Origin of the sequence: Synechococcus sp. LA31 (assembly GCF_018502385.1) — a bacterium.
Taxonomy (GTDB): Bacteria; Cyanobacteriota; Cyanobacteriia; order PCC-6307; family Cyanobiaceae; genus Vulcanococcus.
On sequence record NZ_CP075523.1, the window covers coordinates 1,200,664 to 1,213,639 of the forward strand.

A 12,976-nucleotide genomic window follows, 5' to 3' on the forward strand; every position below is an offset into this window, starting at 1 on the left:
CTGGATCACCACATCCACCCTGGCTTTGTTGGTGAGTTCACCCCTCATCTCGAATGCTCAGCCTGTTCAGTGGAAGCAGACCAGTGACGCCGAGCCCGCTGTCTCCCCCTCCGGTGTGGTGTGGCAAGCCGTCCCACCCAAAGATGGGCCCAATCCGGTGGGCCCTGCCGTGGTCTGGCAGCCTGTTCAACCTGGCGAGCCTGCCGTTCCCGTTCAACCTGCACCCACCCCGGCCGCCAGGGCATCAACACCCCTCACCGGGCCAAAACCGTTCGTCACGGGTGGGATGTATCAGGTGAAACGCGGCAAGGAATGGCTGCCCTCCATCAGCCAGCGGGTTCCCAACGCCTATGGCAGCTCCTTCGGCACCCTCCAGACCGGCCTGTTTATCGAAAGCTGCAACGTCACCGGTGGCTACGTGTGCGGCAGCCAGGATTTCTCTACCGAATTCAAGAACCAAGCCAAAGGCATCTGGTCGTTCTTGCTGGGCCTCGGCGATCCCCGCAAAGCCATCGGCGTGGATCTGGGCTTCCAAATAACCAGCCTCGCCACCACCCGCCCCGATCAATCCAGCCAGGGCACTCCCTTCGGCAGTGGCCAAGGCATCGACCTCGCCATCAGCCGCAACCTCTCCGAAGACTTCTCCGTAAAGCTCGGCGTGATCAACCTGATCAAGCTCGATGAGGTGCAGCAGCAGGATCAACCCAGTAGCGCCTACGGCGTGTTCAGTGGCCGCATCGATCTGGGCGGTGATCCCCGTGATAACGACCAGGATCTCTACTTCACCGTTGGCGTAGCCAACGGCATCTACAGGCCCCTCAACGCGATCCTCGATTCGCAGGAACAAGCCTGTGCCAAGGATGTAGCCAACAAGGGCTACCGATCCCCGGGCAAATACGGCGATTTCTGCAACATCTGGGGCTTTAGTTATGGCGACCCTTACCCCGTGGCCTCTTTCTCCTACCTCGTGAACCCTCAATTCAGCTTGATCGCAGAGTGGTGGGGCCGCAATCTCACCCTGGCCGCCAGCTTCAAGCCCTTTGATCAACTCAATTGGGTGATCACTCCCGGCATCACCAACGTGCTCAAGAACGCCGACTGGGATCCTGCGAATCCCGGCTACACCACCACCCCGCGCTTCCAACTCACCACCAGCATCGGTTTCTGATGCAAACGGCTGCAGTCTCTTGTGAAGAGCTCAACCAACAGCTGCTAGATCTCCCTCCTCATCGGGAGATGGATCTCCTGATTCACACCCCCAGCTGGTGCCCGAGTGGTTGGACGTTAATCATCTCGGGAACGACGTCCGCTCCGGATGTCCTCATCAACGGGGAATCGGCCTCTTGTCGGCTGCTCGAGAGAGCGGCAGATCGCTGCCTCTATGCCCTTGACCCGTTCTGGAGTCAGAGCACAGGTCCTGAGCACCACTGGCTTCAGATCAGGAGTAGTGGAACGATCCACCGGCTTCAAGCCAGTGATTCAATCTCTCCCTGGGCGTTGCTTCAGCTGCTGCGGCCAGATGTTGCCCGATCCAGCCTGGATCCCCTGCGCAGTTGGCTGTTCAGCAATGGCATTCACGAATACAACCTGCTTCGCCAACACCACGCCGTGTTGGCCAGCTTGAACCAAAGCATCCCGGGCACCGCTCTGCCCTGGTTCCACTGGGCCCTGCGCCAGCAACGCATGGATCTCCAACAAGCCTTCTCCCCGCATGACGCTGCCGCCATGTGCCATTGGCTGGTGCACCACGGCGCTCAGGAACATCAGCTCAGCCCCATCAACAGCGATGGACTGCTGATCGCTGAGCCCATCGCGCTTCAGCCCTGGAAGCAGCGCCCCTTCGGGGTGAATCTGTTTGGCTACGCCAGCGAAGACCTCGGCATCGGAGAAGACCTCCGCACCGTGCACACAGCCTTGCGCAGCGCCGGCATCCCGGTGCAAGTGGTGGATATCCCTCGCCATCCCAGCTCCGATGCCCTGCGCCAGGTCGCCCGATCCACACCCGACAAGCTTGCCCCCTACGCCTTCAACATCGTGTGCCTCACCGCCGAGGAACACGCTCGGGTGCTGCTCGAACTCGGGGAAGCCGTGTTCCAGGAGCGATTCACCATCGGCTATTGGCCCTGGGAACTCAGCCAGTGGCCCAAGCCCTGGCAACCCCTGTTACGCCTCGCTGATGAGATCTGGGCCTCTAGCCAGCACACCCATGGCGCCCTACAAGCCGCCTTGGGAGAACGCCCCAGCCCCAGCCTGCATCTCCTTCCCCTTCCCTTAGAGCGGCTTCAACCTTTCGGCGCCAGCGATCGCGCGCACTGGCGCGCTCACTTCCAGCTGCCGCAGGGTGCCCCCCTCGTGATCTGCAGCTTTGATGGCCGCTCCAGCTATGCCCGCAAAAATCCCTGGGCCGCGATCGACGCCTTTCAGGCCGCCACAGAGCCGCATACACCAGCACGGCTGGTGATCAAAACCATGCACGCCGGCCTAGCCGAACAGCAGTGGGAGCAGCTCCAAGCCCGCGTGGCTGCCGATCCTCGGCTGCTCTTGATCGATGGCGTTTTGCCCCGAGACGCGTTGCTGGGGCTCTACGGCTGCTGCGATGTGCTCCTCTCACTGCATCGCGCCGAGGGCTATGGACGCGTGCTCGCCGAGGCCTTACTGCTGGGGCTGGATGTGATCGCTACCGACTACAGCGGCAACCGCGATTTCTGCATTGGCCCCCGTGCTCATCCCGTGGGCTACACGCTCTTCCCTGTGCTGCCAGACGAGTATCCCCACGGCAGTGGCCAAGTGTGGGCTGAGCCTGATCCGGCAGCAGCGATCGCACAACTCCAACGGGTGCTCCGCCAATGTGCAGGGCAACCCATCCAGCCTCCCGAACGCTCCGCCCCCTACCAGCACTTGTTCAGCCCAGAGGCGATCGGCCAGCGCTACGCCGAGCGGCTCCACCAGATCTGGGCCAACCCCTAAAGCAGCGGCTCGAGCCCCAAAGGCCGGCCATCCGGAAAGTTCGGCGCACAGGCGCCTGGCCACCAAGGCCCAGCGGTTTTGAGCTGGGCATTCCAATGCACCTGCAGGCGTGTGAGCGCATCGGCCGCCGTGGCGCTGGTCTTCGCATCGCGGCTCTGGCTTTCGTGATGCAGCAATACAGCCTCCGGCACCACCACATGCCGGTAGCCGAGCTGCGCCAAGCGCAGACAGCAATCAATGTCGTTGAACTCCACCGGGAAGGCCTCATCAAAGCCGCCGGCCTGCTCAAACAAACTGCGCCGCACCATCACGCAGGCGCCCGTGACGGCCCCCCAGCTGGTGAGCAACTGAGCCCGGCCGCGATGCACGGGGCAGGGATAGGGCAAATGGGCATAGGCGTGATCAGCACCGCCATGCATCCCCACCACCACGCCGGCGTGCTGAATCGAGCGATCGGGATAGAGCAACACGGCGCCAGCGCACCCCACTGCAGGCCGTAGGGCCTGAGCCGCCAGCGCTTCAAGCCAACCGGGCTCCAGCGCTTCGATGTCGTTGTTGAGAAACAGCAGCAGGTCGGTGTCGGCGTCTTGGGCCGCGGCGTTGTTGAGAGCACTCCAGTTGAAGCGGCGCGGGTCGTGGCGCACCGCAAAGCGCTCCCCCAGCTGCAGGCGCCAGCGTTGAAACAGCTCCTGGGTGGCCTGCTCCTCCGATCCGTTGTCCACCACCACAATCTCGATCTCTAGCGCCCGTTCGCCGAGGCCACGGGTGCGCCACAGGCTCTGCAGGCAGGCCTCGAGCAGATCAGCGCGATCGCGCGTGGGGATGATCACCCGGCAACGCTGGGCCGCGGGAAGCACCCACTGCAGCTGAAAACAGCCGGGCTGGCTGGGATGGGGCTTCACCTGTTGCACCGCTTCGCCGTGCTGCTGCAGTGCCGCGGCCAGCTGGGCGGCGCGCCAGCGTTGCTGCAGGGGATCGAGGGATGGTTGGCCCGGCTGCCAATGGCTGAGCACATGCGGCAAGGCTTCGATCCGAGGCGTGCGCGCCAGGGCCTCCAGCAACCAGGGCCAGCGCTCCTCGGGATCCAGAGGAGTGAGCGGCAGCTCCTGGGTGCGCAACCAGCTCAACCGCCAGAGGCTCAGCCCTTCCAGCCAGGGGCTGCTCCAGAAGCTCTCCGGCGTGAAACCGGGCTTGAACCAGGGATCGCAGCGGTTCCCTTCAGCATCCAGCCGATCTTCATCGGCATAAATCAGCTGCGGGTCGTGCAGCGGATCCTCCAGCTCCCCCAGCCAAGCCTCCACGAATTGCAGCGCACCGGGGCGGAGCTCACAGCCGGGATGGCGCAACACCAGCCAACCCAGCTGCGGCCAACCCTCCGCCAGCTGAGGCACCCCGCCATGCAACGGCAGCCAACAAGGCGCGCCATCCTGCGTCTCGGCCAGCTCCCACCAGTTCTGGCGCAGGGGAAGCAACGGATCCACCATCCGCTCTTCGCTGAAGGCAATCCATCGCTGGTAGCGGGCCTGATTCAGGCCGCCCTCGCTGAGCAGGGTGGTGCCCAGCTCCAACCGCTGCCGGCACTGCCCCGCCGCCACCCGCAGCTGCGGCACCTCGGGGAAGGCCTGGATCGCGGCCTCGAGTAAGGGCAGAGCTTCAGCCCAACGCTGCTGCTCCAGCAGGGCGCTGGCTTCGGCGTAGATCTGATCAGGCGTCATCGCGGTGGATCGAGCAACCAGGCCCGCAGCCAGGATCCGCGGCGATCACCCTGCAGACGGCGACGGCTGAAATACCAGAGCCGGTTCAAGGCGAAGCTCACCTCGTTGGCGCGGGCCAGCTGCGGATCATCCGCCAGGCTGGCACTCTGCCGGGAATTGGCTGCATCCATCGCCTCCAGCCAGGGCACCTGCTCAATCCGCTGCACGGCGGGGTCGGCCTCGAGGCGATCGCGGTAATCGGTGTCTTCCCAATAGGCGGGCACAAAGGATTCGTCGAACAGGCCGATGCGGTTCCAGGCCAGGGAGGTGATCAGAAAGGCCGAGAAAGCCGCTGGGCGACTGAGCAAGGGGAGCCATTGCGGCTGTTCAGGATCGAGAGCGGCGAGGGCCTGAGCCAGAGCCCCGGGGGCAAACACCACATCGTGGTTGGCGATCAACGCAAAAGGCACCGAGGGAAAGCCCTGCAGGATCGCGTTCCAGGCCTTGCCCACGCCGGCATTGCCGAAGGGGCGTGCCACGTGAACGCGAGCCACGCCGGGCACGCCATCTCTCTCCAAACGATTCAGCAGCTCACGCACCGGACCAGGCCCGCCGCTGTGATCCACCAGGGCCAGAGTGTCGACGGGCACATCCAAACTGGCCAGGAGCGCCTGCAAGCGCTCGGGGCCGTTCACGATTGGAACCCCCAGCAGAGGAATGGTGCCGACCATCGCTGGAGATGGCTTGAGCTGCTCAAGCACCTGCCAAAGCTGTTCCGGAAGACGGTGATCACCGGTGAGCTCTGCCAGGTCTGCCACCGCTTGCCACAGGGCCGGGCGGATGGCGCGTTCGCGGCTGGGAAGGAGCGACAGCTCGAGGCGAACATCGGCAAACCAGCCGTAGACCAGGCGTGTGGCATCGGCGAGTTGGCCGCGCCTCAGGTATTGGCGCACCTGCTCGAGCCTTTGTTGATCTTGGCTGGGAGGGAAAGACAATGCGTCAGGGCACAAAAAAGCCCGGCTGGAAGCCGGGCTATTGAGCGATCGCTACAGCGATCAGGCGAGGCGAATTTCTTTGCGGCTCAGGCCTTCGAAACCTTTGCCATCAGCGCGGATATCGCTGGCTTTGTAGGTGTCGCCCTTGTACTTGAGCTTGTCGCCATCAGCGAAGTCTTTGATGGTCACCTTTTTGGCCTTGGCATTGCCGTCAAACTTGACGGTGTCCTTAAAGGAGTCAGATCCAAGCACGAAGTTGGACTTCTTGACCCTGTTGCCACCGGTGACGGTGAACTTCTCGGTGATAGCAGCACCACCCACGAAGGAGGAGCTCTTGAAGCTGCCGTCGAGGGTCAGGTTGGGTGCCAGGGTGCTGGTCTCGACCACGAGATCGGAGAGGGCAGGGCCAGTCACCGACACAGTGGTGGTGGTTCCAGTGGTGGTGATATCAGTACGGGCCTGATCAGCAGCGGGCAGGTTCGAAACGTTGGTGTCAACAGCTGAGCTGGTAGCCATGCGTGCGTTGAGGCAGGTTGCTTATACGTAGAGACAATAAAGTCTGATGATCGTTATTACAACAGATTCGTGGCGCAATGCTGACAGACCCGCAGCTGACCACCCTGTTTAACGAGTCGCAGCAGGCTGTGCGACGGCAGCAGTGGCCTGCTGCGATCGAGCTCTGCAAGCAAGCCGAAGCCCTTGCCCCGCAGGAGTTTAGACTCCCCAACAACCGAGCCAACGCCCACTGGCTGGCTGATGAACCGCACTTGGCCTGGCAGGCCTACCGCCGCGCCATCCAGCTCGAACCCGCCGATCCACGCCCCTGGCGTGGCCTGGGCAATGCGTTGCGTGATCTAAATCGCTTTGAGCAGGCCCAGCGCGCCTTTGCGATCAGCCACCAGCTGCAGCCCAGCGCTGAAACCGCCTGGAACCACAGCCAGGTGCTGGTGGGGCTGGAGCGGTTTCAGGAGGCCTGGGAGCTCAGCGAACAACGCCTTGAGGTGGCTCAGTTCGAAGTGCATCGGCCTGGGCCATCGTTCCAGGGATGGAGCGATCGCACCTCCGAGCCACTGCGGATCTGGAGCGAGCAGGGCTTCGGCGACACCTTTCAGTTCTTGCGCTGGCTGATTCAACTGGGGAACGAGCGTGTGGAACTGGAGGTGGAGCCTCCCCTCGTTTCCCTCTTGCAGGAGGGGCTCAGCTGGCTGCCGTGGCCACCGGTGGTGTTCGCTAAACAGGCCAGCACAGACCCCCCGCCTTGCCACGGCTCCTTGATGAGCCTGCCCAGCCGGCTCGGGGGCGGCACGCTCTCTGAGGAAGCCTTTGCTTCAGGGCCCTACCTGCGCATCGCCCCAGGGGCTCGCCCCAGCGGCAGCTGCGTCGGCGTGGTGTGGGCCGCTGGCCGCAAGCTCGATGATCCCTTTACCGCCCGCGAATACCGCAAACGCAGCCTCCCCCCCGAAGCCCTCGAGCAGCTGCTCCGCGGACTCCGCCACCTGGGCTTCGGCACGGTGAACCTGCAGGTGGGATCAGATCGCGACGAGCTCAATCCGGCCCTCGCCGAGTTGTTCGCCGAAGCCCTCCCCCCCCAAGCCGATTTCCTCGAAGCCGGCCGCCTGATCCAGGGGCTGGACGCCGTGATCACGGTGGACACCGCCATGGCCCACCAGGCCGGTGCCCAGGGCGTGCCGGCCTGGGTGTTGCTGCCCTGGAGCGCCGATCCCCGCTGGCTGCGCGGCCGCAGCGATAGCCCCTGGTATCCAAGCCTGAGGCTCTTGCGGCAGCCACCGGAGCGCCAATGGGCGCCGGTGATCGAGCTGCTCCTAGAGCAGCTGCGTACGATCCCGCCAACGGCACGGGCGTGATGGGGCTGCGATCGCTGTGGAAGCGGGGATCAGCCCGCCTGCGCCAACCGCTCAAAGCCGGCGTGGACCTGCTGGGCAGCGATCAGGCCTGTTTCCCGCCGCCAAGGCAACTGGGGCTCAACCTGGCGCCCGCAGCGCCAGCTTGGTCGCTGCAGCGGCTGCGCACGATCGTGGAGCAGCTGATCGAGCAGCCCACCGCTGAACTGATGCTCGAGGCGCGCTATGGCCGCCATTGCCTCTCGCGCCTCTGGCTGGAAGCCCCCGTGGATCAGCTGGCCGAGCTGTGGCATGGCCCGATCGGCGAGCTGCAGCGGCGGTTGATTGCCAGCCCCCTGCGCCAGCAACCCCTCAGCCGCGATGAGCGCCGTTGGCGCCACCGGCTACTAGAAGCAATCAGCGCCAGTGAGCCCGCAGCGGATCGCTGGAATCACCTGCTCGCCCTGCTCGCCTACCTGGAATGCAATCAGCTGCCTGAGGCCGTGAGCGCTGACGCCCTTCCCAGCTGGCTGGCGGAGCTGAGCGACTGGTGCCCCAGCGGCCGGCAGGAACCCAGGGGCCTGCTGAGCCCGAGCACTGAGGAACGCGAGCCTGAATCCGCAGTGGCGGCATCCCTGCCCCGGCTGATCGCCACCGGCGGCCAGGAGCTACTCGAGCAACTCAGCCAGGAATCCAGCCAGAAGCGCGGCCTGGGTCTAATCCGCCTGCTCCAGGTGGATCCCGATGATCAAGAGGTGATCGACGAGCTCCAGGCCCTGCGCCTGATGCTCGCCCAGCTGCTGCTGGATGTGGATCAGGCCAGCCTGGAAACGCTCTACCGCTCCCCCATCGGCGATCTCTACCGCCAGCTCGTGCAGAGCAGCCTGATCCGGCGCGAACCCAGCGAGGCCGATCAGGAGCAGCGCGATCAGCTGATGCAGCTGCTGCTGGAGGCCCATACCGGCCGCGACGACGCCCTGCTGCTGGCGGTGGCCCTGTTTCACCCAATCGAGCGGATCGAGATCAACCTCTCCACCTTTGAACTCCCCGCCTGGCTCCCTGGTGCCTGGCGCGAGCTCAGCGGTGGAACTCACCCCAGGTGATCCAGTAAGCGAGCCCGCCCACCAGCGGCACTGACACGATCGGCAGCAGCGCCAACACCGTGAGGCTGCGCAAGCCCATCCACCAGGGCACGAGGCAGATCACCACATTCAGCACCACCAACAGCGCGATCTGCACCCGCCGGCGCTGCAGCTGCGCCTTCAGCCAGGCGCGGCGCCATTGCCTGAGCCGCCGCGGCCGCTCGGCTTCCGGCACGTAGCGCATCCAGGCGCCGGGGCCCTCCATCAGCGCATCCTCTCCAACGATTTGAGTTTGTCGTCGAAAAAGGCGGTGAACAGGCTGATGAAGCGCCGCTCCCGCAGCTGCAGATCCGCCGTGAGGCTCATGCCGGCCGTGAGCGGAATCGAACGGCGCCCCGCTTGCAGCGATTGGCGATCGAGCTGCAGCGTGGCGGGAAAATAGAGGCCGCGCACCTCCGTACCGAGCACCTCCCGCTGTTGCTCCGGCGGCAACGCATCAGAGCCCACCGCCACCACCTTGGCGCCGATGCGCCCATAGTCGGCCGCTGGGAATGAATCGAGCGACACCAACGCCTTCTGGCCCGGCTGCACGAAACCGATCGCCGCATTCGGCAAATACACCCGCGCCTGCAACTGCTGTTGCGGCACCACCTTGAGGATGGGCTTGGCGCTATCGGCCAGCACCGCCCCGGGCGTGACCGCCACATCAAACGCAACCCCCGCCACCGGCGCCCGCAGCTGCGACAGCGAGATCAGCCGCTTAGCATCACTCACTTGCTGCTGCAGCGCGGCGATCTGCCGCAGATTGGCCTCAATCCGATTGCGCAGCTCCAGCTCACCGGAAGCCTCGCCGGCATTGCCCATCGCCTCCACGCGCTTGAGCTCAGCCTGGGCTTCCTGCAAATCGCTGCGCTGCTGATCAGCCCGCTCCTGCACATCAATCAACGCCACCGCACTCAGGGCACCGCTGCCCACCAGCGAGCGGTAGCGCCGGGCAATCTCGTCTGAGGCTTTCAGGCTGCGCTCCAGGCTCGCCACCCGTGTGCGCGCCCGGAGAAGCTCCTGGGCTGAGGCCTCGCGCCGGCCAATCAGCAGTTCGCGCTGCTTCTGCAGTGCCAGGCGCTGATTGGCCGTGAGCCCCGCCGCTGGCTCTTCGCCCAAGGCTGCCTGATAGATCCTGTTCTCGTTCTGCAGCCGCTCCAACACCGAGCGGCCCGAGTCGAGCTGTTGCCTGGCCTGGCGCAAATCCATCTGCACCAACAATTGGCCCGGGGTCACCTCCGCCCCATCACGCACCAACACCTGCTCCACCACCCCCGCTGCCGGTGCCCGAATCACCCGCACCTGGCCGATCGGCTGCAACTTGCCCTGCACCGCGATCGTTTCCTGCAGCGGCGCCACCACCATCCAGAGCACGCCGCCTGCGGTGGCAGCCACACCGCTCCACACCAACAACGACGAGGCCTGGCGCCGCTTGCGCAGCAGCACCGGCTGATTGAAGCTCCAGGATCGCTGCTGCTCAGCCACCTAGCTCAGGCCCTCCTGGTTTTGGCTCTGATGGAGTGCGTAGTACCAGCCGCGTTGCTGCATCAGCTGGCTGTGGCTGCCGCGCTCCATGATCGCGCCCTGATCCATCAACACGATCAGGTCCGCCGGCCGCACGGTGGAGAGCCGGTGGGTGATGAAAAACACCGTGCGGCCCCGGAACGCCTCAAACAAGTTGAGGCACACCTGGCGTTCCGTGCGCGCATCGAGGGCACTGGTGGCCTCATCGAGGATCAGCAAGCGCGGGTTTTGCAGCACGGCCCTGGCCAGGGCCAGGCGCTGGCGCTGACCGCCCGAGAGCCCGGCGCCCCGCTCACCCACGCTGGAGCTGTAGCCCTTGGGCATTGCCATGATGAAGTCGTGGGCGCAGGCAAGGCGAGCGGCGCGAATCAAATCATCGGTGCTGGCATCGGGTTTCACCAGCAGCAAGTTGTCGCGGATGGTGCCATCAAAGAGAAGGCTGTCTTGTGGCACCACACCGATCTGACGGCGCAGGGAATAGAGCTCCACCTTGTTGATATCCAGCCCATCGATCAGCACCTGGCCTTCTTCCGCTTTGTAGAAACGCGGCAATAGCTTGAGCAGGGTGCTCTTGCCGCTGCCTGATCCCCCCACCAGGCCCACAAAGGTGCCCGCTGGCACCTCCAGGTCAATGCCATGCAGCACCCGCGGTGCATCCACATCAAAGCGGAAGCTCACCCCCTGGAAAGCCACATCGCCTTTAAGCGGTGGCATCGGGATATTGGTGGCTTCTTCCTCGCTCTGCTCGGTTTGGCGATCCACGATGTCGCCCACCATCTTGATCTGCTCGGTGCTCATCTTGAACTGCTGCCAGGTCTGCACCAACTGCACCATCGGCCGGGTCACATAACTGCTAATGATCCGGAACGCAAAGAATGCGCCCAAGGTGAGCTGGCCCTTCATCACAAACCAGATACCAAAGCCCACCACCAAAATGCCGTTAAGCTCATTGATGAAATTGGCCAGCGACGACACCGTTTCATTGGTAACGCGAAGCTTGAAGTCTTCGCCGATGAAGCGGCTGTAGCGGGTCTGAAATTCCCAACGGGTTTTCAGCTCGGCATTCTGGGATTTGATCGTTTGGATGCCGCCAATCGCTTCGGTGAGGAAGGCATAGGTTTTCACCGCCTCGCCAATCGAGCGCTCGATCATGCTCTCCACAATCGGATTGCTGACCAGCGCCAGGATGATGATCAACGGCAGGGTGGAGAGCGTCACCAACGTGAGCGGCGGATTCAACGCCACCAGCACCACGATGTAGAGCAGCGAAAACAGAAAATCCACCAAGGTGGTGAGGCTCTGGCCGATCAGAAACTCCCGCAACCGGTCCAGCTGGTTGAAGTAGTACGTCACCTGGCCCACCGGGCGGCTATCGAAGAAGCCCTGGGGCAGCCGCACCAAGCGATCGAGGATGGAGCCCTTGGTGGCCTGATCCACCCGATTGGCCACATCCGTGAAGATCAAGCTGCGCAGCGTGCGCACCACCGCCCCCACCAGCGATGCCAGAAACAGCAGCGCCGAGATGCTCAACAGCGCCCCGAAATTTTCAAAGCGGGCCACCTGATCCACCAGCACCTGGATCCCCAGGGGCGTGGCTAGGGCCAGCAGGTTCACCACAAACGAGGCGGCAAACACCTCAATCAGCTCGCGCCGATGCTCGGCCACATAGGGCGTGAACCAGCCCCAGCTGAAGCGGCGGCTCTTACTGATCGGCGTGCGCTCAAGCAACAGCAGCTCCAGTTCACCGTCTTCAGCGGTGAGCTCCGCCAGGGGGATCCGCAGCGGCCCCAGCTCCGGATCGAGCACCCGGGCCAAACCATCGGGATCAACCCCATCGAGCACGCCTAGTTGCCCCTCCTGGGCAAGCACGGCCGGCGGCTGCACCCGCGCCAGGCGATCGAGCGGCAGCGTGGCCATCACCACCCGCAGCCCCATGGAGCTGAGCAGCTGGCCCACGTTCACCAGGTTGAGGCGGTCCTGCTGCTGCAGGGTGGCGTCGATCTGATCGAGCAGCGCTTCGCGATCGAACGGCACCTGCAACTGCTCGGCAACGCCTTCACAGATGGCCAGCGGCGCCAAGCGCGGCCCCACGGCCTGGGGCACCCGCAGGGGATTGGCGGCCGCCTCGGCACTCGGAGCTGCCATGGAGGGGGCGAGCGCATAAAAGCCGTCTGGGGCCTCGGGCTCAGGTGTCGATCCCTCCTCCAGAGGCGCGTCAGAAGCGGACGCTTTTGCAACGGACGTCTCCCCTGGCGGGTCGGACAGGGCAGGAGGCTTCGGCAGGCCGATTAGCCGCTGCTCGCCGTTCCACACACTGGGGCGCCAAACCAGGCTGCGATTGCCATTAGGGCTTCCCAGCCGGGCTAGCTGCTGCAGCTCCAGCCCATGCTCGAGCCAATGGCGCCAGGCCAGATCAGCGCGCAGCTCCTGCACCAACGCCAGGTGCAACTCAATCGGACTCAGCTGCTCTTCAAACCAAACCCGCAACTGAGGTGCTTCTTCCAACAGAGCCAGGAACACCGGCGCTGGGATCCAAATCAGTTCGGCTTCCGCTGACGCCACCTGCAGCTGTTCACCGCTCAGCCCCGACAGCACGCCAAACCAACCCGCCATCTCGCCGGGGCCGAGGCGCGCCAGGCTGCGCAGCCCCGCCTGCAAGGGGTCCACACCGAGCACGCGCAACTGGCCGCGCAACACCACCGCCATCCCCAGCCCTGCTTGTTCATGGGCCTGCAGCACCTGGCCGAGCCGGCAACGGCGTAGCTGCAGCTGCGGTTGCAGCACCCGCAAACGATCAGCCGGCAGCTGATCGAACGGGGCCATGGAGCTGA

The 12,976-nt window shown here is 64.5% G+C and carries 10 protein-coding genes; 4 read left to right on the top strand and 6 right to left on the bottom strand.

Going from position 1 to position 12,976, the window contains the following annotated elements; all coding sequences use genetic code 11:
* The first annotated feature begins 31 nt into the window (after positions 1 to 31).
* Positions 32 to 1,168, top strand: a complete 1,137-nt coding sequence (locus tag KJJ24_RS06495; RefSeq protein WP_214342735.1) for a hypothetical protein — start codon at positions 32 to 34, stop codon at positions 1,166 to 1,168.
* A 329-nt stretch (positions 1,169 to 1,497) separates the two neighbouring features.
* Entirely contained in the window at positions 1,498 to 2,967 is a 1,470-nt protein-coding gene (locus KJJ24_RS06500) for a glycosyltransferase (protein ID WP_214342737.1), read from the top strand.
* Here the strand turns inward: KJJ24_RS06500 and KJJ24_RS06505 are convergent.
* Genes KJJ24_RS06505 through KJJ24_RS06515 form a run of 3 tightly spaced genes read right to left on the bottom strand, consistent with a single transcriptional unit; the run spans position 2,964 to position 6,172 of the window.
* Entirely contained in the window at positions 2,964 to 4,682 is a 1,719-nt protein-coding gene (locus tag KJJ24_RS06505; protein WP_214342739.1) for a glycosyltransferase, read from the bottom strand. The genes KJJ24_RS06500 and KJJ24_RS06505 overlap by 4 nt on opposite strands.
* Positions 4,679 to 5,656 carry a glycosyltransferase family 2 protein gene (locus KJJ24_RS06510; protein WP_214342741.1) on the bottom strand — a complete coding sequence of 326 codons (978 nt, stop codon included), beginning with the start codon at positions 5,654 to 5,656 and terminating at the stop codon, positions 4,679 to 4,681. Before KJJ24_RS06510 ends, KJJ24_RS06505 begins: the two co-directional genes overlap by 4 nt.
* A gap of 60 nt (positions 5,657 to 5,716) precedes the next feature.
* On the bottom strand, positions 5,717 to 6,172 hold the full coding sequence (locus KJJ24_RS06515) for a hypothetical protein (protein WP_214342744.1): 456 nt from the start codon (positions 6,170 to 6,172) through the stop codon (positions 5,717 to 5,719).
* Between the two features lie 77 nt (positions 6,173 to 6,249).
* Here KJJ24_RS06515 and KJJ24_RS06520 point away from each other — a divergent pair, with 77 nt between their 5' ends.
* Together KJJ24_RS06520 and KJJ24_RS06525 are read left to right on the top strand one after the other, a co-directional pair.
* A complete protein-coding gene (locus KJJ24_RS06520) occupies positions 6,250 to 7,521 on the top strand; it encodes a tetratricopeptide repeat-containing glycosyltransferase family protein (RefSeq protein ID WP_214342747.1) in 1,272 nt (423 codons plus the stop codon).
* The gene (locus KJJ24_RS06525; RefSeq protein WP_214342751.1) at positions 7,521 to 8,600 is read left to right on the top strand and encodes a hypothetical protein; all 1,080 of its coding nucleotides are present in this window, start codon (positions 7,521 to 7,523) and stop codon (positions 8,598 to 8,600) included. Before KJJ24_RS06520 ends, KJJ24_RS06525 begins: the two co-directional genes overlap by 1 nt.
* On the opposite strand, the gene KJJ24_RS06530 is transcribed toward KJJ24_RS06525, so the two are convergent.
* From KJJ24_RS06530 to KJJ24_RS06540, 3 genes are read right to left on the bottom strand one after another with little or no spacing between them, the layout of a single operon-like run.
* Positions 8,575 to 8,844 (bottom strand): hypothetical protein, encoded by a 270-nt coding sequence (locus tag KJJ24_RS06530; protein ID WP_214342754.1) that lies wholly within the window; start codon positions 8,842 to 8,844, stop codon positions 8,575 to 8,577. The two genes, KJJ24_RS06525 and KJJ24_RS06530, sit on opposite strands and share 26 nt — an antisense overlap.
* The gene (locus KJJ24_RS06535) at positions 8,844 to 10,106 is read right to left on the bottom strand and encodes an HlyD family efflux transporter periplasmic adaptor subunit (protein ID WP_214342756.1); all 1,263 of its coding nucleotides are present in this window, start codon (positions 10,104 to 10,106) and stop codon (positions 8,844 to 8,846) included. Before KJJ24_RS06535 ends, KJJ24_RS06530 begins: the two co-directional genes overlap by 1 nt.
* Positions 10,107 to 12,968 (bottom strand): peptidase domain-containing ABC transporter, encoded by a 2,862-nt coding sequence (locus KJJ24_RS06540; protein ID WP_250544964.1) that lies wholly within the window; start codon positions 12,966 to 12,968, stop codon positions 10,107 to 10,109.
* Positions 12,969 to 12,976 lie beyond the last annotated feature (8 nt).